The organism is Aeromonas sp. FDAARGOS 1410 (genome assembly GCF_019048745.1).
GTDB lineage: Bacteria > Pseudomonadota > Gammaproteobacteria > Enterobacterales > Aeromonadaceae > Aeromonas > Aeromonas jandaei.
The window spans coordinates 2,007,235-2,030,294 of sequence record NZ_CP077401.1; the positions used below are offsets into that span (position 1 = coordinate 2,007,235).

At 61.2% G+C, this 23,060-nt stretch carries 19 protein-coding genes; 12 read left to right on the forward strand and 7 right to left on the reverse strand.

The genetic code is table 11. The features are described 5' to 3' along the window. Window positions 1-50 precede the first annotated feature (50 nt). From I6L40_RS09550 to asnS, 3 genes are all read right to left on the reverse strand, one after another. Window positions 51-1,394 carry an anaerobic C4-dicarboxylate transporter gene (locus I6L40_RS09550; RefSeq protein ID WP_041208381.1) on the reverse strand — a complete coding sequence of 448 codons (1,344 nt, stop codon included), beginning with the start codon at window positions 1,392-1,394 and terminating at the stop codon, window positions 51-53. A 388-nt stretch (window positions 1,395-1,782) separates the two neighbouring features. Further along, window positions 1,783-2,523 carry an ABC transporter substrate-binding protein gene (locus tag I6L40_RS09555; protein ID WP_041208382.1) on the reverse strand — a complete coding sequence of 247 codons (741 nt, stop codon included), beginning with the start codon at window positions 2,521-2,523 and terminating at the stop codon, window positions 1,783-1,785. Window positions 2,524-2,632: 109 nt separating this feature from the next. Continuing rightward, window positions 2,633-4,033 (reverse strand): asparagine--tRNA ligase, encoded by a 1,401-nt coding sequence (gene asnS, locus I6L40_RS09560; RefSeq protein ID WP_042032530.1) that lies wholly within the window; start codon window positions 4,031-4,033, stop codon window positions 2,633-2,635. 187 nt (window positions 4,034-4,220) lie between these two features. On the opposite strand from asnS, the gene I6L40_RS09565 reads away from it, so the two are divergent. Then, window positions 4,221-4,562: a hypothetical protein gene (locus tag I6L40_RS09565; RefSeq protein WP_216995350.1), complete on the forward strand. Its 342-nt coding sequence runs from the start codon at window positions 4,221-4,223 to the stop codon at window positions 4,560-4,562. Here the strand turns inward: I6L40_RS09565 and I6L40_RS09570 are convergent. After that, window positions 4,559-5,392, reverse strand: a complete 834-nt coding sequence (locus tag I6L40_RS09570; protein WP_156852154.1) for a HAMP domain-containing protein — start codon at window positions 5,390-5,392, stop codon at window positions 4,559-4,561. The genes I6L40_RS09565 and I6L40_RS09570 overlap by 4 nt on opposite strands. A 177-nt stretch (window positions 5,393-5,569) precedes the next feature. Continuing rightward, entirely contained in the window at window positions 5,570-6,844 is a 1,275-nt protein-coding gene (gene bioA / locus I6L40_RS09575) for an adenosylmethionine--8-amino-7-oxononanoate transaminase (RefSeq protein ID WP_071911786.1), read from the reverse strand. A gap of 234 nt (window positions 6,845-7,078) precedes the next feature. Between bioA and bioB the strand changes: the two genes are divergently transcribed. From bioB to htpX, 5 genes are all read left to right on the forward strand, one after another. Further along, window positions 7,079-8,167 (forward strand): biotin synthase BioB, encoded by a 1,089-nt coding sequence (bioB, locus tag I6L40_RS09580; RefSeq protein WP_071911784.1) that lies wholly within the window; start codon window positions 7,079-7,081, stop codon window positions 8,165-8,167. Beyond that, window positions 8,164-9,360 carry an 8-amino-7-oxononanoate synthase gene (gene bioF, locus I6L40_RS09585; protein WP_071911782.1) on the forward strand — a complete coding sequence of 399 codons (1,197 nt, stop codon included), beginning with the start codon at window positions 8,164-8,166 and terminating at the stop codon, window positions 9,358-9,360. Before bioB ends, bioF begins: the two co-directional genes overlap by 4 nt. Continuing rightward, on the forward strand, window positions 9,353-10,168 hold the full coding sequence (gene bioC / locus I6L40_RS09590; protein WP_071911780.1) for a malonyl-ACP O-methyltransferase BioC: 816 nt from the start codon (window positions 9,353-9,355) through the stop codon (window positions 10,166-10,168). The genes bioF and bioC overlap by 8 nt, the downstream gene beginning before the upstream one ends. A gap of 58 nt (window positions 10,169-10,226) precedes the next feature. Then, complete coding sequence (gene bioD / locus I6L40_RS09595) at window positions 10,227-10,907, forward strand: dethiobiotin synthase (protein ID WP_043851316.1); 681 nt, start codon at window positions 10,227-10,229, stop codon at window positions 10,905-10,907. A gap of 111 nt (window positions 10,908-11,018) precedes the next feature. Then, the gene (gene htpX / locus I6L40_RS09600; RefSeq protein WP_041208392.1) at window positions 11,019-11,891 is read left to right on the forward strand and encodes a protease HtpX; all 873 of its coding nucleotides are present in this window, start codon (window positions 11,019-11,021) and stop codon (window positions 11,889-11,891) included. Between the two features lie 80 nt (window positions 11,892-11,971). Here the strand turns inward: htpX and I6L40_RS09605 are convergent, their stop codons facing one another. Next, window positions 11,972-13,774 carry an MOSC N-terminal beta barrel domain-containing protein gene (locus tag I6L40_RS09605; RefSeq protein WP_254204093.1) on the reverse strand — a complete coding sequence of 601 codons (1,803 nt, stop codon included), beginning with the start codon at window positions 13,772-13,774 and terminating at the stop codon, window positions 11,972-11,974. A gap of 428 nt (window positions 13,775-14,202) precedes the next feature. Here I6L40_RS09605 and I6L40_RS09610 point away from each other — a divergent pair, with 428 nt between their 5' ends. From I6L40_RS09610 to yciA, 5 genes are all read left to right on the forward strand, one after another. Then, window positions 14,203-15,849: an NAD(P)-binding protein gene (locus I6L40_RS09610; RefSeq protein ID WP_216995352.1), complete on the forward strand. Its 1,647-nt coding sequence runs from the start codon at window positions 14,203-14,205 to the stop codon at window positions 15,847-15,849. Further along, the gene (nifJ, locus tag I6L40_RS09615) at window positions 15,846-19,421 is read left to right on the forward strand and encodes a pyruvate:ferredoxin (flavodoxin) oxidoreductase (RefSeq protein WP_216995353.1); all 3,576 of its coding nucleotides are present in this window, start codon (window positions 15,846-15,848) and stop codon (window positions 19,419-19,421) included. Before I6L40_RS09610 ends, nifJ begins: the two co-directional genes overlap by 4 nt. A 207-nt stretch (window positions 19,422-19,628) precedes the next feature. Next, window positions 19,629-20,315, forward strand: a complete 687-nt coding sequence (locus tag I6L40_RS09620; protein WP_216995354.1) for a hypothetical protein — start codon at window positions 19,629-19,631, stop codon at window positions 20,313-20,315. 217 nt (window positions 20,316-20,532) lie between these two features. Beyond that, window positions 20,533-21,366, forward strand: a complete 834-nt coding sequence (locus tag I6L40_RS09625) for an NAD-dependent epimerase/dehydratase family protein (protein WP_216995355.1) — start codon at window positions 20,533-20,535, stop codon at window positions 21,364-21,366. A 59-nt stretch (window positions 21,367-21,425) separates the two neighbouring features. After that, window positions 21,426-21,830 carry an acyl-CoA thioester hydrolase YciA gene (gene yciA / locus I6L40_RS09630; protein WP_033113469.1) on the forward strand — a complete coding sequence of 135 codons (405 nt, stop codon included), beginning with the start codon at window positions 21,426-21,428 and terminating at the stop codon, window positions 21,828-21,830. Here yciA and I6L40_RS09635 read toward each other — a convergent pair whose 3' ends face one another. Next, window positions 21,831-22,055: a hypothetical protein gene (locus I6L40_RS09635; protein WP_005337874.1), complete on the reverse strand. Its 225-nt coding sequence runs from the start codon at window positions 22,053-22,055 to the stop codon at window positions 21,831-21,833. Between the two features lie 105 nt (window positions 22,056-22,160). Here I6L40_RS09635 and I6L40_RS09640 point away from each other — a divergent pair, with 105 nt between their 5' ends. After that, the gene (locus tag I6L40_RS09640; protein WP_042032407.1) at window positions 22,161-23,006 is read left to right on the forward strand and encodes an endonuclease/exonuclease/phosphatase family protein; all 846 of its coding nucleotides are present in this window, start codon (window positions 22,161-22,163) and stop codon (window positions 23,004-23,006) included. Window positions 23,007-23,060: the final 54 nt, after the last annotated feature.

The window sequence follows — 23,060 nt, forward strand, 5'->3', positions numbered from 1 at the left end:
ACAGGCCCCCGTGCGGGGGCCTGTGGCAGTGATTGAACAGCGATCGCCGGTCAGAGCAGGATGCTGGTCAGGATAAAGCCCAGCGAGCAGGAGGTCACCACCCCGATCAGCCCCGGAATGATGAAGCTGTGGTTGATGATGAACTTGCCGATGCGGGTTGTACCTGAGCGGTCAAAGCCGATACAGGCCAGGTCGCTCGGGTAGGTCGGCAGCACGAAGTAGCCGTAGCTCGCCGGCAGGAAGGCGATCAGCAGTTTCGGCTCTACGCCCAGCGCCAGACCCATGGGGGCGATGGCGGTGAGGGCTGCGGCCTGGCTGTTTACCAGCTTGGAGATAAGGAACAGCACCAGCGCGTAGGTCCAGGGCTGGGCCTGTACCACGTGGGCCAGGGTCTCTTTGAGCAGCGGCATGTGGGCCTGGAAGAAGGTTTCGCTCATCCAGGCAACCCCGAATACGGAGAAGATGGCGACCATGCCGGCCTTGAAGACGGCGCCGTTGGCGATCTCGCCCGGCTTGACCTTGCAGCGCATCAGGATGATGGCACCGGCGATCAGCATCATCATCTGGATCACCAGGTTCATGGAGAGCGGGCCAGTCTTGTCCTTGATGGTGAAGACGGGACGCAGCGCCTCATCGGCACCCAGCAGCACCACGGCAGCGATGGCGGCGAAGAAGATCCAGGTAGACCAGTAGGCCTCTTTCGGGAATTTGGTGTTGAGCAGGGTCTCGCCACCACCGTAGATGAAGGCGCGCTGCTCCGGATCCTGGATCTTGGCCTGGAACTCCTCGTCCTTGTCCAGATCCTTGCCGCGGCGCAGGCTCCACAGGGCCGCCACGATGACACCGGTCAGAGAGGAGGGGATGGCGACCATCAGGATGTCGAGCAGACCATAAGCCTGACCGATACCGTGGCCGGCCGCCAGAATGGAGACCATGGAGACCACGGCAACCGATACTGGCGAGGCGCAGATGGCCATCTGGGAGGCAACGGAGGCGACAGCCATCGGGCGCTCGGGACGGATGTTCTTCTGCAGCGCGATGTCGGCGATGATGGGGAACATGGTGTAGACCACGTGGCCGGTACCGCACAGGAAGGTGAGGGTCCAGGTGGTGAGCGGTGCCAGGATAGTGATGTATTGCGGGTGACGGCGCAGCAGACGCTCGGCTACCTGCATCATCAGGTTGAGACCGCCGGCGGTCTGCAGGGTGGCGGCGCAACCGATCACCGCCAGAATGGTCAGCATTACCTGCACCGGCGGTTCGCCCGGCACCAGACCGAAAACGAAGGTCAGCAGGAAGAGACCGATACCACTGATGAGACCAAGCCCCATGCCACCAAAGCGGGTACCGAGCAGCAAGCAGCCGAGTACCACCAAAAATTCCATCAAGATCATTCCATTACCTCGTGTGATTCAACCCATGTTGCCGCGGGTAGCCTGAACCATGAATTGTCATTGTCTGTTTTTAATTAGCCCAAAAGGGTTAGTTATTATTTTGCTCCCCTGCAAAAGTGAAAAAATTGAGTTACTTCAATAACTCGATGAATTTTTGATTAAACCACTTAAAAACCACCTAATAACAAATTCATCATTTTTTCATCCGGTTGCCATCCCTTAAGCTGGGGCATCTTGCCCGATAGGATGGTGCAAAAGCATGGAGGAAGGGAGACAAATGAAAACGGGTTGCAGATGGTTGGCAGGAGGACAAGAGGGGTAAAAAGGGGGCTCTTCGGGTATTTTTTTCGGCAGTGGCGGCCTTTTGCCGCTCATTCCGAAAGAGTCCTTATTTATCGGCCAGATAGCGGCGCTGGTACTCCTCGCTCAGTTTCTGGATATCGAGTCTGGCCAGCGCCTTGTCCACCCGCTGCTGCAATGCCTGCTGATCGGGGCGGAACATGATGTGCAGGCTCTTGTGCTCGAGGATCTTCGGATTGAACTGGAGCTGCTCGGGATGGAGCTTGTCATCGTGGCGGATCAGCCAATAGAAGACATCCCGGTCGATGACGGCGAGGTCGAGCCGGTCGCGCTGCAGCTTGCGCAGGTTGAGGTGATCGCCATCCACGGCAAAGGTGTGGAGCTGCTGGCTCGCCATCATTGCGTCAAATTCCCGGGTGTTGACGTAGCCCGCCACCACGCCGATCCGGTAGGGCACCAGATCCTCAAGCCGTTGCCAGGGGATGGGCTTGCCCGCCTTCTGCGCCAGCCCCAGCACGCTGTCCCCCACGCTGGCGGAGATGCGCCACTTGTCGCTCTGGTTGTCGGCCAGATACTCGGGGAAGTAGCCGATATAGCCGTGGGCCGGATCGGAGGCGAGCCACACCGTCCGCTGCCAGGAGAAAAAATCGAACTCCACCTCCAGCCCCGCCTCGGCAAAGACGCGCTTGACGATATGACCGGTGAGGCCGCCATCGGGCAGGCTCTGGGTGGTAAACGGGGGCCACTCCAGCGTGGTCAGGCGGACGGTTTCGGCCATTAGCCGCAGGGGAGAGAGCAGTAACAGTAACAGAAGCAGACGATATCCCATGGGCTACAGATCCCTTGTGCCGATTGATCCTGAGTATCGCCATAAAGCGGGCAATAAAAAAGCCGACCCAAAGGTCGGCTTTTCAGATCTGTGCGACAGGTTGTCGTTATCAGAACTCGGCGGTACGCGGGGTACGCGGGAAGGGGATCACGTCGCGGACGTTGCCCATACCGGTTACGTAGACCACCAGACGCTCGAAGCCCAGACCGAAACCGGAGTGCGGCACGGTGCCGTAGCGGCGCAGATCGCGATACCACCAGTAATCTTCCTGCTTCAGGCCCATCTCGGCCAGGCGAGCATCCAGCACCTCCAGTCGCTCTTCACGTTGGGAGCCACCGATGATCTCGCCGATCCCCGGAGCCAGTACGTCCATCGCGGCAACGGTCTTGCCGTCGTCGTTGAGGCGCATGTAGAAGGCCTTGATATCTTTCGGGTAGTTCTTCACGACTACCGGAGACTTGAAGTGCTCCTCGGCCAGATAGCGCTCGTGCTCGGAGGAGAGGTCGATACCCCAGGAGACCGGGAACTCGAACTTCTTGCCGCAGTTCTGCAGCACTTCGATGGCGTCGGTGTAGTCGATCTGGGCGAAGTCGGAGGAGACGAAACGCTCCAGACGGCCGATGGCATCCTTGTCCACGTGCTGGGCAAAGAACTCCAGATCGTCGCGGCGCTCGGTCAGTACGGCGTTGAAGACGTACTTCAGCATGGCTTCGGCCAGCGCGGCGTTATCTTCCAGATTGTTGAAGGCCACTTCCGGCTCCACCATCCAGAACTCGGCCAGGTGGCGGCTGGTGTTGGAGTTTTCGGCGCGGAAAGTCGGGCCGAAGGTGTAGACCTTGGAGAGGGCACAGGCGTAGGTTTCGGCGTTCAGCTGGCCGGATACGGTCAGGAAGGCCTCTTTGCCGAAGAAATCTTCGTTGTAGTCCACCTTGCCGGCGTCGGTGCGCGGCAGGTTTTCCATATCCAGGGTAGAGACGCGGAACATCTCGCCTGCACCTTCGGTGTCAGAGGCGGTGATGAGCGGGGTCGCTACCCAGACAAAACCCTCTTCGTGGAAGAAGCGGTGGATGGCCTGAGCCAGGCAGTGACGAACCCGGGTCACGGCGCCAACGATGTTGGTGCGCGGGCGCAGGTGAGCCTGTTCACGCAGGTACTCGATGCTGTGGCGCTTGGCGGCCATCGGGTAGGTGTCCGGATCTTCGACCCAGCCGACGACCTTGACTTCGGTAGCCTGCAGTTCGAACGCCTGACCGCTGCCCTGAGATTCGGTCACGACGCCAGTCACTTCCACGGAGCAAGCTGTGGTCAGACGCTGCACTTCATTCTCGTAATTGGCCAGGGTATTGGGGACGACGGCCTGTACCGGATGGAAACAGGAGCCATCGGAAATGGCCAAAAATGAGATCCCCGCCTTGGAATCACGGCGAGTCCGGATCCACCCTCGTACAGTCAGGGTGGTGCCAACCGCATGTTTACCGGTCAGCACATCAACTACGGATGCGTGCGTCATCGAAATATTGTCTCCAGCTTGTTCTTTGCAGCGCTATGGGTCTGGCCCGGGCAATCATGGGCCCATCATGGCAGACTAAGCCGTTAATCTTACCCGCGCGGGTTTGATAAACAAGCAAAAATGTCGGACTCTGGTGGGGTTTTCGGCATGGTTCACCCGATATGGGGTCGCGGGGCAGGAGAGGTGAGTGAAAGATCGGCGGCAGGGGCCCGATTGGCTGACACGGCTGTTGCAGGGGCTGGTACTGCTCTGCTGGGGTGGCTTTATCGTGCTGCTCTCTATCTATCACCACGCCCGTCCCGAGCGAGCTTACGGTTTTCTGGTCTATGGCGGCGAGAGCGTGAGGGCCGGATGGGATCCGGTTTTTACCCCCTGGCTGCTGCACGGGCTGTGGGGTTGCTGTCTGCTGACCCTGGTGGCGCTATTTGTTGGCCGCAAGCGTCATCGCCGCCGGGAGGATGCCCGGCACGTCCATCTGGCGATCCTCCTGCTTGTCCTTATCGCCTGCCTGCTCTTCTACTACCTCTAGTCTTCTGGTTGGCCCGTAGTACGGGTCTGTTCATGATCCCGCTTGCTGCAAGCGGGACGCTTGCCAAGCTGGCGCTCCACGCTGTCGAGCATCTGGTTGTAGGCCAGCGCCAGCCGGCCAATCTCGTCGCCATCGTCCCCCTCCAGCCGGTGGCCGAAGTCATGCATATCGGTGGCTTCTTCCATGGAGCGGGTCAGCTGGTTGAGAGGGCGGACGATCCAGGTGCGGATGACCCAGAGGGTCAGCAACAGCCCCAGCCCGAAGATGCCGGTGAGGATCAGCGCCGAGGTGAGGATATTCTGCTCGACCCGGGTAAAGAGGGAGTCGAGAGAGTAATCAAAACGGACGGCGCCGAGCACGGTATTCTCCGGCACCAGATGGCAGCTGGTGCAGTCGGTGCCGCGAAAATCCTTCTTGGCCAGCAGCGGACGGGTCACCACCAGCCGGCTGTGCATGCCGTTGTGCACTACCTCCAGGCTCCCTTTGCCCGCCAGCGCCAGCTGGTCATAGTCATCCTTGCCCTGCTCTGCGGGGCGCCCCGGCCCGAACTGTTTGCTCACCGCGTCGCCACGGACGATGCGGGCATCCTCCACATGAGCGTGCTCGAGAAACTTGGCGCGCAGGGTGTCGCGGGCATCCATCTTGCCGGTCAGCATCAGCATGTTGAGACCGTCAAAGTAGGCTTCGGTCTGTTCCTGACTCTGCTCCTTGATGAGGCTCAGGATGAGATCGCGCTCGCGCACCGCCTGATAGGCGGCGGAGAAGACCAGTACCATGGAGAAGATGAAGAGCAGGAAAAAGTTGATTTTGGCAGCAATGGAGAGGCGCATGAGCAATCTTTCTTGATGGTAAAACCGCAGCAGTCTACCCCTCTTGGCGCCTCAGGTCTGGTGTTTTGCTCACATTCCGGCAAGTGAACGGGCTGTGAGGTGCATAAACTTGCCCTCTTTATATATCAAATGGGGATGCCACAGACGGGCGACCGGTGAGGCCGCCCGCGATGATGTTTAAAACTCGCCCTCGGCAATCGCCTGGCTGATGGCACAGGTCAATACCCTAAGCTCTTCGGGGGTGATCACGAAGGGAGGCATCAGGTAGACCAGCTTGCCAAAGGGGCGGATCCAGGCGCCGAGTTCGACAAACTTGCGCTGGATGCGCGCCACGTCCACCCGCTCCTTCATCTCCACCACCCCGATGGCACCGAGCACCCGCACATCCGCCACCGCCGGGTTGAGAGTCAATTCCACCAGCTCGGTACGCAGTTGATGTTCGATGGCGCGCACCCGCTCCTGCCACGGCGAGGCGAGCAACAACTCGATGGAGGCGTTGGCCACCGCGCAGGCAAGCGGATTGCCCATAAAGGTGGGGCCGTGCATAAAGACTCCCGCCTTGCCGTCACAGATGGTGCGGGCGACATGCTCGGTGGTGAGGGTCGCCGAGAGGGTGAGGTAGCCGCCGGTGAGCGCCTTGCCCAGGCACATGATGTCGGGGCTGATCCCCGCCCAGTCGCAGGCAAACAGCTGGCCGGTGCGGCCAAAGCCGGTGGCTATTTCGTCGGCGATGAGCAGCACGCCGAATTCGTCGCACAGGGCGCGTACCCACTGCAGATAGCGGGGATGGTAGAAGCGCATGCCGCCAGCCCCTTGCACGATGGGTTCAAGCACGATGGCGGCGATCTCCTCGTGATGATCCGCCATGAGTGTGGCCAGCTCCACCACGCACTGCTCGTCCCACTCGGCGTGGAAGCGACAGCTCGGCGCTTCGACAAAATGGTGCTCCGGCAGGAATCCCTTGTAGAGCTCGTGCATGCCGCCATCCGGGTCACAGACGCTCATGGCGCCGAAGGTGTCGCCGTGATAGCCGCTGCGCAGGGCGACAAATTTGGCTCTGGGCGTCCCTTTGGCGTGCCAGTACTGCTGCGCCATCTTGAGCGCCACTTCCACCGCTACCGAGCCGGAATCCGCCAGAAAGACCCGATCCAGTCCCTTCGGGGTGATCTCCACCAGTTTGCGACAGAGCTCGACCGCCGGGGCGTGGGTCAGGCCGCCAAACATCACGTGGGACATCTTGCCGAGCTGGGCGGTGGCGGCGGCGTCCAGTTCCGGCACCTGATAGCCGTGCACGCAAGCCCACCAGGAGCTCATGCCATCCACCAGTTCACGGCCGTCGCTGAGGGTGATCTTCACCCCCTTGGCGCTGGTCACTTCATAGCAGGGCAGGGGGTGAGTGAGAGAGGTGTAGGGGTGCCACACATGGTGCAGGTCGAATTCTTGGTTGTTCATTTGTTATTCTGTTGTCAATTTGCTTGATCTGGTCGGTGTTGACAGTCTACGCGGGCTCTCTACACTAGCCAACAATTTCAGCCACTTGGCTCTGCGCAGATCTCGATTCGCACGAGCCCGGCAGCGGGTTTTGCGCTCACGCTCTTGCAAGGACCTCTTGCAAGGACCTCTTGCAAAGACCTTTTGCAAGGATGGCGGGCGCAGGATCCCACCAATAACAACCGGAAGCCATGTATGAATGCTCTCACCACGGGTGGTCACGCCCTTCGTCATGACTGGACCCTCGCCGAGGTTCAGGCCCTGTTTGCCCTGCCATTCAACGATCTGCTGTTTCAGGCCCAGAGTGTCCACCGCGCTCATTTCGACCCGAACGAAGTGCAGGTGAGCACCCTGCTCTCCATCAAGACCGGTGCCTGCCCGGAAGATTGCAAATACTGCCCCCAGAGCGCCCGTTATCACACCGGCCTTGAGGCCGAGCGGCTGATGGAGGTGGAGAAGGTGCTGGAGCGGGCCCGCGAAGCCAAGGCCAACGGCTCGTCTCGGTTCTGCATGGGGGCCGCCTGGCGCAACCCCAAAGAGAAGGACATGCCCTACATCATCCGGATGATCGAGGAGGTGCGCGGGCTGGGGATGGAGACCTGCATGACGCTCGGGATGCTCACCGCCGATCAGGCGGCGCGTCTGGGGGCCGCGGGACTTGATTACTACAACCACAACCTCGACACCTCGCCGGAGTTTTACGGCGAGATCATCTCCACCCGCACCTATCAGGATCGGCTCGATACGCTGGAACATGTGCGCAGCGCCGGCATGAAGGTCTGCTCCGGCGGTATCGTCGGCATGGGTGAGCAGGCGAAAGATCGGGCGGGCCTGTTGATGGCGCTGGCCAACCTGCCGCGCCACCCGGAGAGTGTGCCCATCAACATGCTGGTCAAGGTAAAGGGGACGCCGCTGGAGGATCAGGAGAACCTCGATCCGTTCGAATTTATCCGCACCATCGCCGTGGCGCGGATCATGATGCCGGCCTCCCATGTGCGCCTCTCCGCCGGGCGGGAGAAGATGAACGAGCAGATGCAGGCGATGTGCTTTATGGCGGGCGCCAACTCCATCTTCTATGGCTGCAAACTGCTGACCACCCCCAACCCGGACGAAAACAGCGATATGCAGCTGTTCAAGCGGCTCGGCATTCGTCCCGCCCAGCGGGCCCAGAAGCCGGATCAGGTTCAAGAAGAGGAGTTGCTGGCCGAGGTGAGCCGCCAGAACGAACCTGCCGAAATGTTTTATGACGCTACCCGCCCCCGAGCCGGGGCCGCGCAGTCATGAACGGCCCTGCAGTAACGGGCCCCTTTGGGTTGGGCATGGCGCTGGCCGAGCGCGAGCTGGCGGGTCTGCTGCGCAATCGCATCGCGACCTACGGGGCGAGTGGCGGGCGGCTCAGGGTGGCGGGGCGCGACTACCTCAACTTTTCCGCCAACGACTATCTGGGTCTGGCGGATCACCCCGCCATCAAAGCAGCTTTCAACACGGGGATTGAGCGCTATGGCGCGGGCGCCGGCGCCTCGCCGCTGGTGACCGGTTACAGCCGTGCCCACCAAGAGCTTGAGGAGACCCTGGCCGATTGGCTCGGGGTGGAGGCGGTGCTGCTCTTCAACTGCGGTTTTTCGGCCAATCAGGCGGTGCTTAAAGCGCTGCTCGGCAAGGAACACCTGCTGTGGCAGGACAAACTCAACCACGCCTCCCTGCAGGAGATGGGCAGCCAGCTCCCCTGCAAGATGAAGCGCTTTGGTCACAACGATATGGCTGCCCTTGAACGGCAGATTGAGCCAAATCGCGGACTGATTGTTTCGGAAGGGGTGTTCAGCATGGATGGGGATCAGGCCCCCTGGGGTGAACTCGCGGCATTGGCAGCCCGGAGCGGCAACTGGCTGATGATCGACGATGCCCACGGTCTCGGCGTGCTGGGCCCCGAGGGGCGCGGCACGCTGGCGGCGCAGGGAGTAGATCCAGCCAGCGTACACATCCAGATGGGCACTTTTGGCAAGGCGCTTGGCATCGCCGGTGCCTTTGTTGGCGGTAGTCGCGAGCTGGTGGAGTATCTGGTCAACTTCGCCCGCCACTATGTCTACAGCACCCATATGCCGGCAGCGCAGGCTTGCGCGGTCAGCAAGAGCATCGAGCTGGTGCGTGCCGCCGATGAGGCTCGCGCCCATCTTGGTAAGCTCATCGCCCGCTTCCGGCAAGGGGCAGAGGGGCAGGGTTGGCAACTCGGGGTCAGCAGTACCCCTATCCAGCCGCTACTGGTGGGGGAGAGCTCTGCTGCTTTGCAACTGGCCGAGCGACTGCGGGATCGCGGCGTCTGGGCTGGTGCCATCCGCCCGCCCACCGTGCCGGTCGGTACGGCCCGGCTGCGCATTACGCTGAGTGCAGCCCACCGCGAGCAGGATGTGGATCGCCTGCTCGATGCCTTGGGTGCCTGCCCTGCAGAGGCAACGGTTGGGGAGGCTCGCCATGGCTGAGCGTTTTCAAACGGTGGACAAGGCGCAGCTCGCCCGCCGTTTCGGGTCGGCGGCTCGTCACTACGACGCCCATGCCCGTTTTCAGCAGGAGGTGGGGCTGGCGCTGCTCGAGCTGATGAACGCGGCTGGTGTACGTGAGGAGCGTCGGGGCTGCGGGCTCGATTTGGGCTGCGGCACCGGCTTCTTCCTGCCTCATCTTGCCACCCGCTGCGCCGGACTGACCGGGCTGGATCTCGCTCCCGGCATGCTGGAGCAGGCGGCCTTGCGTGGCAGCGGCGCCCGCCTGCTCTGCGGCGATGCCGAGCAGCTCCCTTTTGCCGATAACGTGTTCGACTGGGTATTCTCCAGCCTCGCGCTGCAGTGGTGCGAGCGACCGGAGCAGGCCTTCGCCGAGCTGCTGCGGGTGGTCAAACCCGGCGGCCAGATCTTCTTCTCCACCCTGCTCGATGAATCGCTCTGGCAACTGCGCGCCGCCTGGCAGCAAGTAGATGGCCGAGCCCATGTCAACCGCTTCCTTGGCCTGCCACAATTGGAGCAGGCGTTGTTCTCGGCGGGCGCCATTGCCCCGGGGCTTGAGTGCAGAAACTGGGATCTTGCCTATCTTGAATTGCCGCAGTTGTTGCGCGATCTCAAGGGGATCGGGGCAAATCAGATCAATGATGAGTGTGCCCGCTGTGCACCGGCTGGACTGAGCGGTCGCGCCAGATTGCAGCGGCTGGCTCAGGCGTATGAAGCATTTCGTCAGCCCGATGGCCAGCTGGTGGCCAGTTACCGGGTCTGTCTGGGCCGGCTCGGCAAACCTTGCTGAACCAGCCAGAGTATGAGGGGGAGGGGCGCGTTGGGCCCTCTCCTGCCAAGGAGAGAGCATTATGAAGTCATTCTTTATCACCGGCACCGACACGGACGCAGGCAAGACGCTGGTAGCGCGCACCCTGCTGCGGGAATTCAGCGCACAGGGAATCAAGTGCGCGGGTTACAAGCCGGTCTCGGCCGGATGTGCCCGCACGCCCGAGGGGCTGCGCAACCTCGATGCCGTCCTGTTGCAGGAGGCGGCGAGCCTGCCGTTGCCTTACGAGACGGTCAACCCCTATGCCTATGAGCCGCCGATTGCGCCGCACATCGCGGCCAGCGAGGCGCGCCAGCCCATCAGCCTGCAGGGGCTGAGCGAGGGGCTGCGAAAAATTGAACAGGCGGGGGCCGAGCTTGCCATCGTCGAGGGGGCGGGGGGCTGGTATCTGCCGCTGGATCGCAAGCACCTGCTGTCAGACTGGGTGAAGCAGGAGAACATGCCGGTGATTCTGGTGGTGGGGGCCAAGCTTGGCTGCCTCAACCATGCCCTGCTTACCTTTGCCGCCATTCGCAACGATCAGCTGCCGGTCGCAGGCTGGGTTATTAATCGGCTGCACAGCTCGATGAGCCACTATCAGGAAAATCTGGACACCCTCAGGGGCTTGTTGCCAGCTCCGTTTCTGGGGGAAATTCCCTTTATAAACAATCCGTTTGAAGCTAACCTGCAGGGCCGCCTCGATATCTCGCCACTGCTGTGACGGCATATTCAGCGAACATTCATCGAATCTCCCTAAAATGCCATCCATAACATGGTGATAGGGAGGTTCAATGAACCCCGGCCATGTCCGTTATTCTCACAAGGAGTCAATATGAAGCGAATAATACTATTCCTGGTGACCAACCTGGCCGTCATGCTGGTGCTGGGGGTGGTACTCAATATCCTGTTCTCGGTTCTGGGTATCAACAAGTCCAGCATTTCCGGCCTGTTGGTCTTCTGTGCCGTGTTCGGTTTTGGCGGTTCCTTTATCTCCTTGCTGATGTCCAAGTGGATGGCCAAGCGCAGCTATGGCGTCCAGGTGATCGAGCAGCCCCGCAACGAGACCGAGCACTGGCTGGTGAGCACTGTGGCCCGTCAGGCCCGTGAAGCCGGGATCCAGATGCCGGAAGTGGGGATCTACGACTCTCCCGAGATGAACGCCTTCGCTACCGGTGCCCGCCGCGATGATTCGCTGGTGGCCGTCTCCTCCGGCCTGCTCTACAGCATGAGCCGCGACGAGGCCGAAGCTGTGCTGGCCCACGAGGTGAGCCACGTGGCCAACGGCGACATGGTGACCCTGACCCTGATCCAGGGGGTGGTGAACACCTTCGTGATGTTCTTCGCCCGCATCGTGGCTGGCGTCATCAGCAACTTCTTCAGCTCCAACAACGATGAAGAGAGCAGCAGCACCGGCGGTTTTGCCTACATGATCACCGTGTTCGTGCTGGAGATGGTGTTTGGCGTGCTCGCCTCCATCATCGTCATGTGGTTCAGCCGTCAGCGTGAGTTCCGTGCCGATGCCGGTGCCGCCAAGCTGGCCGGTCGCGACAAGATGATCGCCGCCCTTGAGCGCCTCTCCCGCGGTGCCGAGCCGCAACTGGAAGGCTCCATGATGGCCTTTGGCATCAACGGCAAGCGCTCCATGAGCGAGCTGTTCATGAGCCACCCGCCCATCGAACAGCGGATCGCCGCTCTGCGCGGTTAATCTCGCCAGTTGCTACCAAGCAAAACGGCTGCCTCGGCAGCCGTTTTTCATTGTCCGCGCATTATCGCGGCTCTATCACCTTATTTGATAACGAGGTCGGTCAGCGGCACTGCGCAGCAGGTGAGGATCTTGCCCTCGGCTCGCTCGGCGGCGCTGATGGCGGGGGCGTCGGGATGCGCCACCTCGCCCGAGACCAGCGTCTGCTTGCAGCTGCCGCAGATGCCGGCGCGGCAGCTCCAGGGGAGATCCACCCCCTGCTTGCTGGCCTGATCGAGGATGGTGCCCTGATTGTTGCCGGCAAACTCCCGCTCACCGATGCGCAGTTGCACTGGCTGATGAGCGCGGGCAACCGAGAGAATGGCGCCGCCAAAGCTCTCCTGTCTGATGCGTGCGGCAGGCACGCCGCGCGCAGCCACTTTTGCCGCCGCATCGGCCATAAAGCCGTGGGGGCCGCAGATAAACACCTCCCGTCCGGCCAACCCTTTGACCAGCTCGAGATGCTCATCGCCGAGCCGCCCTTGCTGCCCCTGCCAGTGACTGTCCGGCTGGCTCAGGATAATGGTGAGGGTCATCCCCTGCTGCGCCATGGCGTGCAGCTCGCTGGCTGCCGGAATATCCGCTTCGCTGCGGCACAGGTGCATGAAGTGGACATCGCCGAGCTCGCCGCGCAGGGCCAGAGTGCGGGCCATCGCCAGCATGGGGGTGACGCCGGAGCCTGCCGAGAGCAGCAGAAGCGAGCGCTCGGCACCAAGGTGAAACTCGCCAGCCGGCGCTGCGGCCAGCAGGGTGTTGCCCACCTGCATCTGCTGGTGCAGCCAGTGTGAGATGCGACCACCCCCGACCTTCTTGACGCTGATGCTGTAGCGCTCCGGCCGATCCGGCGTAGAGCTCAGGGTATAGCGGCGCTGAACCCGCTCGTGTTTGATATCGAGGCTGATGGGCAGATGCTGGCCCGGCAGGTAGTCGGGCAGCGGCTCGCCATCGGCGGCTTCGAACCAGAAGGTCTCCAGATCCCGCGCCAGCGGTTCGCGGGCCACGCAGATCAGCTCGCGCTTTTTCGGTGCGCCGTCAGGGTAGGGGGCTGGGCGCTTGCGCTCCAGTACCTCGATCTCGCTACCTGCTTCAATCCACCCCTCGTTCAGGGCGATCAGGTTCTGGCCGAAGTAGACCTCGCCATCCTCGCCTCGCCGGTAACGGGTGAGGGTCGCCAGCGGCTCTTTGAGGGCATTGAAGCGATCGGTGCCCGCTTCCACTGTGGTCATGATGCAGCGGCTGCAGGGCTTGGCGACCTGAAACTCCACCTCGCCGATGCGGATGCGCACCCAGCTGTCCTCCTCGAAGGGGCGGGTGCCGCTCGCCACCAGATTGGTGCGAAACTGGCTCATCTGGTGCAGCGCATCGGAGCGCAGATTGAGATCATCCAGCGAAGCCTGACTTATCAGCAGCAGCGGATAACCGTCGGCAAAGCTGACCCGGGTGCCGGTCTTCTCGCGAAAGCGGTCAGACTCTGCACCGAGCCAAAGCAGCGCTACCGGTTCGCCAGCGACCCGGCTCAGCCAGCTGTCGGCGATGGGGGTGGTATGCAGGGCGGTGAAGCGGTCGCCCCAGACCCCTGTCGCTTGCGGGGCACGGCTGAAGTCGGACTCTTGCAGGGCGAGGGGCTCGAACCCCGGATAGTTCAGTTGCAGGCCGCCTGCAACTGGAGTTGCAACCACCTGCTGCAATTGGGGGTGGGTACGGGCGGTGATGAAGGTGCCATCAGGCTTGACCACCATGTAGCGGCGATCCCCTGCGAGCCCCTCCTGGGTGACCCGGGCGCGTGTCTGAGGCATGCCGGCGGTCGATTTGATGGGGTAGAGGTGAATGCTGTCTAGCCTTGGCATCTTCGTATCCTTGTGAAGCGGCGCTTTCGCCTGGAAAAAGGGGAACATAACGGTTCCAACTGCGAGGGGCAATCTCTTTACGGGGCGCAGAGATGCGGGTTCGATAGATGCAGTTTTTTTTGCAAAAAATCGCAGAGGGGCAACCGGGCTATCCGGTTTTTGCCCGCTTGACCGCAACCTTGGCGAGATAAGGAGTGGAGTCAAGCGGGAAAGATGTTATCCCGGTCACGTTCTGTTTAAAACCACCCATTAAATGCAACATTTTTTGATCCTGATTCGCTAATCAGTACAAAAAAGCCGCCATTATCAGGTCAGTTCCCAGTTTCTAACGCTTTCGCTTCTTCCTCATCCGGCCACCGTCCGCCTCGGCTAAACGGTATCAAGCGCCATCGGGTGGGGCCTGTCACACAAAAAGAAGAAAGCAATGTATGAGCAAACAACTGGACATGACCCCATTGCCGGATCTCTCCCTGAAAACGGGAACAGGCCCGGTGCGTACCCGGCTACCCGTCTGGCGGCCGGCCCTGCCACCCTGCAATCACGCCTGCCCGGCCGGAGAAAATATCCAGGCCTGGCTCTCTTTGGCGCAGGCCGGTCGCTTTGAAGCTGCCTGGCAGACCCTGATCGAAGAGAACCCCTTGCCCGCCATTCATGGCCGGGTCTGTTATCACCCCTGCGAGAGCGCCTGCAACCGCGGGCAGGTGGATGAATCCGTCTCTATCCATGCCATCGAACGCTTCCTCGGCGACGAAGCGCTGGCCCGTGGCTGGCAGCCAGCGCCACCTGCCCCTGCCAGCGGCAAGAAGGTGCTGGTCATTGGCGCCGGTCCCTCCGGTCTCTCCTGCGCCTGGCACCTCAACCGGCTTGGCCATCAGGTGGAGATCCGCGAAGCGGGGCCATTGGCGGGCGGTATGCTGCGCTTCGGTATTCCCGCTTACCGTCTGCCTCGCGATGTGCTGGATCGGGAGGTAGCCCGTATCGTGGCTGCCGGAGTGACGCTGACTCTCAACCACAAGGTGGAGGATGTGCTGCGCGAGCGCGACGAGGGGGGCTTTGACGCCGTCTTTATGGCCATCGGCGCCCATCTGGCCAAGCGGGTCGATATTCCGGCCCGGGAGGCGGGCAAGATCCTCGATGCGGTGAGTTTCCTCGAGCAGGCCAGTCTGGCCGAAGAGAAAGGACTGCCACCGCCCAAACTGGGACGGCGGGTGGCCATCTACGGCGGTGGCAACACCGCCATGGACGCGGCCCGCACCGCCCGTCGCCTTGGGGTGGAAGAGGCGATGATCATCTACCGCCGCGACCGCGACCATATGCCTGCCCACGCCTTCGAAGCCGATGAGGCCGAGGAGGAGGGGATCAAGATCAACTGGTTGCGCACTATCCGCCAGCTCGATAGCACCAGCATCGAAGTGGAGGTGATGGCGCTGGATGCCGAGGGCAAACCGGTGCCCACCGGCAAGTTTGAAACCCTTGAAGCGGACTCCCTGATCCTGGCGCTCGGTCAGGAAGTTGATTTGAGCGTGCTGGAGAGCATCCCCGGCGTGCGGGTCAACAAGGAGGGGGTGGTGCAGGTTGGCGAAAACCTGATGACGGATGTGCCCGGCCTCTTTGCCGGTGGCGACATGGTGCCCTCCGAGCGCACCGTCACCATCGCCACCGGCCACGGCAAGAAGGCGGCGCGCCATATGGATGCCTGGCTGCGTGGTCGCCACTACCACAAACCGCTCTCCTACCCGCTGGTGGGGCCGGAGCAGTTGCAACTCTGGTTCCAGACCCATGCGCCAGCCAGCAGCCAGCCGGTTAAACCGCCCTCGGCGCGGGACGACTTTGGCGAGATCATCGGCGGACTGGACGAGACGGCCGCCCGCTACGAGGCGGCGCGCTGCTACTCCTGTGGCAACTGCTTCGAGTGCGACGGCTGCTACGGCAGTTGCCCCGAGCAGGCCATCGCCAAGCTGGGGCCGGGTCTGGGGTATCAGGTGGATGCCGAGCGCTGCACCGGCTGCGGTGCCTGCCACGACCAGTGTCCCTGCCACGCCATCGAGCTGCGCCAACCGGAGGAGTCCCAATGAAACATGAACTGATCATGGTTGACGGCAACGAAGCCGCGGCCCGGGTGGCGTACCAGCTGAGCGAAGTGTGTGCCATCTACCCCATTACCCCGAGCTCGACCATGGCCGAACTGGCCGATGCCTGGGCGGCAGAAGGGCAGACCAACCTGTGGGGCAACATCCCCACCGTGGTAGAGATGCAGAGCGAAGGGGGGGCGGCCGGCACGGTACACGGCGCCCTGCAGGCGGGGGCGCTCGCCACCACCTTCACCGCCAGCCAAGGGTTGATGCTGATGCTGCCCAACATGTACAAGATCGCCGGTGAACTGACTTCGGCAGTATTTCATGTGGCGGCCCGCTCTCTGGCGGCGCAGGGGCTGTCGATTTTTGGCGACCATCAGGATGTGATGGCGGCGCGCAGCACCGGCTTTGCCATGCTCGCCTCCGGCTCGGTGCAGGAGGCGCAGGACCTGGCCTTGGTCGCCCACAGCGTCACCCTGCAGTGCCGGGTGCCCTTTATCCACTTTTTCGACGGGTTCCGTACCTCCCACGAGGTGAACAAGATCACCGCGCTGCATAAAGATGAAATTCGCGCGCTGATCGACAACGACTGGGTACGCGCCCACCGCGCCCGGGCCCTCAACCCGGATCATCCGGTGATGCGCGGCACGGCCCAGAACCCGGATACCTATTTCCAGTCCCGCGAGAGCGTCAACCCCTTCTACGAGGCGGTACCGGCGCGGGTGCAGCAGTGCATGGACAACCTCGGCGAGCTGACCGGCCGCCACTACCAGCTGGTGGAGTACCACGGTGCGCCCGATGCCACCGACGTCATCGTGCTGATGGGCTCGGGGGCGGCCACCGCCCGCACTACCGTGGATTGGCTCAATCGGCAGGATCGCAAGACCGGTGTGCTGGTCATTCGCCTCTATCGCCCCTTCCCGGTACAGGCGCTGCTTGATGCGCTACCGCAGAGCGTGCGGCGCATGGCGGTGCTGGATCGCACCAAGGAGCCGGGGGCAGGTGGCGAGCCGCTGCTGCTGGATGTGCAGAGCGCGCTGATCGACGGTTTGCAGCGCGGCCTTATCAAGCGGCTGCCGTGGCTGAGTGGCGGTCGCTATGGCCTATCTTCCAAAGAGTTCACCCCTGCCATGTGCGCGGCTGTGTTCGAGGAGCTGGCATCCGATGCGCCGCGCCCCCGCTTTACCGTGGGGATCGTCGATGATGTGTCGGGCCTCAGTCTGGCCTGGCACCCCATCGGCGATCTGGAGCCCGCCAGTCGGGTGCGGGCGCTCTTCTTCGGCCTCGGCGCCGACGGCACGGTGGGCGCCAACAAGAACAGCATCAAGATCATCGGCGAGCTGGAGGGCTTCCACGCCCAGGGCTACTTCGTCTACGACTCCAAGAAGTCGGGCTCGCGCACCGTCTCCCACCTGCGCTTTGGCCCCGAGCCCATCGACGCCCCCTGGCTTATCGAGCAGGCGAGCTTTATCGGTTGCCACCAGTGGGGCTTTGTCGAGTCGGTCGATCTGCTGGAGCATGCCGCCGAAGGGGCGACCCTGCTGCTCAATGCTCCCTATGAGCCTGACCGTGTCTGGGCCGAGCTGCCCGAGCGGCTGCGCGCCCGCATCCGCGCCCTCGATATCCGCCTCTACTGCATCGACGGCGATCGGGTGGCCGAGCGCAACGGCATGGGCAATCGCATCAACACCATCATGCAGACCTGCTTCTTCGCGCTGGCTGGCATCTTGCCGCGGGATGAGGCGATTACGCTGATCAAGGAGAGCATCGAGAAGAGCTATGCCCGCAAGGGGCCCGAGGTGGTTGAGCGCAACTTCGCGGCGGTGGATGACACCCTGGCCCACCTCCATCAGGTGGCCATCCTGGCCGGTGAGGAGCAGATCAGCGACTATCCGCTGCCGTTGGCACCGGGTGGCAGCGAGTTTGTCCAGCGGGTGACCGGCGAGATGCTGGCGGGGCGCGGCGATCTGATCCCCGTCTCCATGCTGCCGGTGGATGGCACTTACCCCACCGCCACCAGTCGCTTCGAGAAGCGGGATATCGCCCGCGAGATCCCGATTTGGCATTCGGATATCTGCATCCAGTGCGGCAACTGCGTCTTTGTCTGCCCCCACGCGGCGCTGCGGGCCAAGTTCTACCATCAGGACTGGCTGGCGACCGCCCCCGAGGCGGCGCAGTCGGTACCCGTCACCGCCAAGGGGTTCCCCGACAGCCGCTACACATTGCAGCTCTATCCGGAAGATTGCACCGGCTGCGGCCAGTGCGTGCAGGCCTGTCCGGTGCGGGCCGGAGCGGATGAGAGCCATGAAGGCGAGCGCGCCATCGCCATGATGGACAAGGCGCCGTATCTGGCTGGCCAGAAACAGGCGCTGCGCTGGTTCGAGAGCCTGCCCTGGCCTGCCCGCGAGCGGGTGGACTTCTCCACGGTGCGCGGCACCCAGTTCCTCGAACCCCTGTTCGAGTTCTCCGGTGCCTGCGCTGGTTGTGGCGAGACCCCGTACCTCAAGCTGCTGACCCAGTTGTTTGGCGACCGCATGCTGGTGGCCAACGCCACCGGCTGCTCCTCCATCTACGGCGGCAACCTGCCGACCACCCCGTGGGCCAAGAACGGTGAAGGGAAGGGGCCGGCCTGGTCGAACTCCCTGTTTGAGGACAACGCCGAGTTTGGCTTTGGCTTTCGTCTCACCGCCGATCAGCATCACGGTCAGGCGGTGGCGGCCCTTGAAGCGATGAAGGGGGAGCTGGGCGCCGAGCTGGTCGATACCCTGATTAGCGCGCCGCAGCGGCTGGAGTCGGAGATCCGTGCCCAGCGCACCCGGGTCGCGCAAGTGCGGGAGCGGCTGGAAGAGGTGAAATCTGGCAAGGCCCGCGAGCTGCTCTCCTTGATTGATCAGCTGGTGCGCCGTTCGGTCTGGATCATCGGCGGCGATGGCTGGGCCTATGACATCGGCTCATCGGGGCTCGATCATGTGCTCGCCTCCGGGCGCGATGTGAACGTGCTGGTGATGGATACCGAGGTCTACTCCAACACCGGCGGCCAGATGTCGAAATCGACGCCGCTCGGTGCCGTCGCCAAGTTCGCGGCGGGGGGCAAGACGCTGGCCAAGAAGGATGTGGCGCTGCAAGCCATCTCCTACGGCAACGTCTATGTTGCCCGTATCGCCTTTGGTGCCAACCCGCAGCAGGCGCTGCAGGCCTTGCGTGAGGCTGAGGCCTATCCGGGCCCGTCGCTTATCATCGCCTACAGCCACTGTATCGCCCACGGCATCGATATGGAGTTTGGCCTGACCCAGCAAAAACGGGCCGTCGCCTCCGGTCACTGGCCGTTGATGCGCTACAACCCGGTATTGCGCAGTGCGGGGCAGAACCCCTTCAGTCTTGACAGCCTGCGCCCCTCCATCCCCCTCGCTGAATACCGGCAGGAGGAGACCCGTTATCGGGTGCTGGCCCAGAGCCATCCGGAGGAGGCCGAGCGGCTGATGCAGGTGGCGCAAAAAGTGGCGTGGCAGAAGTGGGCCACCTACGAGGAGATGGCCACCCGCGAAGCCAGCCATTTCCATCCGCCGGTGTGAGGATAAGGTGAGTGAAATATAAACAAGCGGGCCATTGGCCCGCTTATGGATGATTTTGAAATGTCTGTTTAGATAACTTAAATGTATGTTTGGCCAATTCTTAACCACATGGTAAATAGGACTGTTTAGTATATTTAATTATAGTATTTTATGATACGTAATGCTTAGTGTGAAAATACAGTGATAAGTAGTAAAGAGGGAGGCTGTGTGCATACTGAAAAATATGAATTTCCATCTAGAGGCTTTCACATTGTTGCAACCAAAGTTGCTGAGGCTGATTATTTTTTAGATAAGCTAAAAGATTCGAGAGGGCTTGATGAAGAATTTTCATTTTTATTAAGCGCATTTGCATCCGCAGCAAGGAGTATTACATTTTCTTTGCAGGCGGTTATGTCTAAATATCCTGGTTTTGATGATTGGTATAAGCCACATCAAGAATGCTTAAAATCTAATGACTTGGCTAGGTATTTTGTTGATTTACGGAATTATCTTCAAAAGGTAGGTGAGGTTCCTGTCGGTCACTCAGGGGCTATTATAGATGGAATGTTCCGGCATGTTTCATTCTTTATCTCTATTGATAGATTAAAAGAAGCGCCTTCAGGAGATGTAATACACTTAGCTGAAAATTACTTCATCGATATATTAAAGGTTGTTGAAGCATGTTATCGTGACTATTGGGTCTATGTTGATCCAAGGGCGTTATTTACTCTTGAAGGTCTTTCTCAGCTTGGCTGGTCAATTGAGGATGTAGAAGCCTGTGGGGGGCTACCTAGAGGTTATACAGATGTTCCATATGATGGTGATGATAAAAACATTCAACGGCTACGATTACTAAGCAGGGAACTTCAGGGAGATGAAGTAATGGAACAGTATTTTGAAAAATATAGTTTGTAAATAAATGCCAGCAACTATTTTCAACAGAGCAATAGCTGAATGTGAGACTGTATTTACGGTTCTTATTAGAATACATCTATGGCTTTAAACTCATATATGGCAGATAGACAAATGCCGCCACTATTGGCGGCATTTGTCTATCTGCAGGCCAAAGCTATCTTTTTATTCCAAGGCAGGTAAGCTGCGGGGCAAATAGCGTCAAGCAGGAGACGGGACGATGACAGAACAACATATCGCCGGGACGATCGGCATTCTGGGGGCGGGGTGGCTGGGGCTGCCGCTGGCGCGGGCCCTGCTGGCGGCAGGCAAGCCGGTGGCGGTGACGGTCAGCAGCGCCGAGAAGGCGGCCCGTTTGCAGGGGGAGGGGATCGATGCTCATCCGCTGACGATTTCTGCCGAGATGCCCGTTGCTGATCAACAAGCGCCGTGGCCCATCCCCTGCGAATCGTTGGTTATTTGCGTACCGCCGAGCAAGACCGATGACTATCCGCAGGCGGTGGCAAGGGCCTGCACGCTTGCCAAAGCGAATGGCACCCGGCGGGTACTGTTTGTCAGCGCCACCTCGGTATGGGGAGCGGGGCAGCAGGAGGGTGAACCGCCCAAACCCCGCCATGCCCGTGGCGAGCGGATGCTGGCGGCGGAGCAGGCGGTGCTGGCGGCCGGTTTCGAGGTGGTGATGATAGTGCGCCCCTCCGGCCTTTATGGCCCGGATCGCCATCCCGGCCGTTTCCTCGCGGGCAAGACTCTCGATGGCGGTGCCCAGTCGGTCAATCTGGTCCATCTGGACGATGTGGTGGCGGCCTGCATCTTGCTGCTGGAGCGGGGCAAGGACGGGGATGTCTTCAACCTGAGCGCGCCGGTGCATCCGCGCCGCGAGCAGTTCTACCCCTTTGCGGCGCGCCAGCAGGGGCTGCCTGTGCCGGTCTTTATCGAGCCTGCCGGTGAATTTCAGCCTATCGACGGTCAGCTGATTTGCCAGCAGATGGGATTCAACTATCGCTGGCCCGATCCGGCCCACTGGTTTGCCGAGCTCGCCGCCTCGGGCAATTGAGGTTTGCCAAGGGGGTGATCGCCCCCTATCATGCCGCCATCCATGAGAGAGAGGCGGTAATGATGGTAGATACAAAACGTCACCCCGATGGGGAGTTGTTGCTGAGAACCCTGGCAATGCCAGCCGATACCAACCCCAATGGCGACATCTTTGGTGGCTGGATCATGTCCCAGATGGATATAGGTGGGGGCATTATGGCCAAGGAGCTGGCAAAAGGACGTATTTGTACCGTATCCGTCGAAGGCATGACCTTCCACAGTCCGGTCAAGGTGGGTGATGTGGTCTGCTGCTACGGCCGCTGCATGAAGATCGGCCGCAGCTCCATGAAGCTCAAGCTGGAAGTGTGGGTCAAGCCGGTACTGCGGGAAAACGACGCCCAGCGCTACTGTGTGACAGAGGGGATCTTCACCTATGTCGCCATCGACGAACACGGCAAATCCCGCCCGGTTCCGGTGAGTGCCTGATCAAATAAGCCGGGCGTTGATGATGGATATTTCCTGCTCAAGCCCGGTTTTTTGCCGTATCATGCGTTCCAGCATCTCCTCTGACCCTACATACTGAAGGGTGTCGAACAGACAGAGATCGCATTGAGGGTCCCGTCTTATCTGGTAGACGGTGGCCAGCTCCACTTGATGACAGTTTCCTTGTTGATCATAAAACGTCACGTTGTACCGAAGTTCTTTCGCCATGAGACAGCGTCCTTCTGGTTGAGTGGAACAGGGACTATCAGCTTAGTCGGCGTTGATGACGTTTGTGATGGTCAAGATACAAAGCAAAGGCGGGCGGTTTAGCCGATGAAAAATAGTTATCGCATTCTTGGCACCTCCCTGCTGACCCTGGGGTTGGTAGGCTGTTTCGAGGTGCCGGATCAGAACCATCTGGTCACGGCCGATGGGATTGTGCCGGGTATCGACTGCCAGCGTCCGCCGCTGGTGGCGCTGGCGACCACGGCGCTGCCCCGTGAATTCGGCATCACGGTCTGGAACCTCTACAAGGGACAGCGCAAGAACTGGCGCGAGGGGATGGACAGCTACGCCAAGGGGCAGGATCTGGTGCTGCTACAAGAGTCGGCCACCCGTCCCGAGATGCTCGACTGGCTGCGCGCCGGTGATTTCCAGTGGCAACAGCTGCAGGCCTTCACTCAGGGCGGCGTCTCGTTCGGGGTGATGACGGTGGCCAAGACCCCGCAGGCGTTCGTCTGTGGCGTGCGCTCCCCCGAACCCTTGCTGCGCATCCCCAAATCCGGGCTGGTGAGCCTCTATCCGCTGCAGGGCGATCCTGACGGCGTGCTGGTGATCAACCTCCATGCGGTCAACTTCGAACTGGGGATGGCCACCTTCCGCGAGCAGCTCAATGATTTGACCGCGCTGGTGCGCCGCCATCAGGGGCCGGTGATCCTGGCCGGTGATTTCAACACCTGGAGCGACAAGCGCCAGTTCTGGTTGAGCAAGCTGGTTGAAGAGCTGGGTCTGCAGGAGGCCGTGCCGGTGCCTGACTTGCGCCGCACCGCTTTCGGTCGTCCGCTGGATCACCTCTACTACCGCAATCTGGATCTGGTCGAGGTGAGTTCACCGGCGACCGACAGCTCCGATCACAACCCCATCATTGCGCGCTTTGCTGCTCAGTCGCTGACGCCGTGATCCTGTGATTGCCCCATAAAAAATCCGGCGCCAATGGCGCCGGATTTTTTTGCG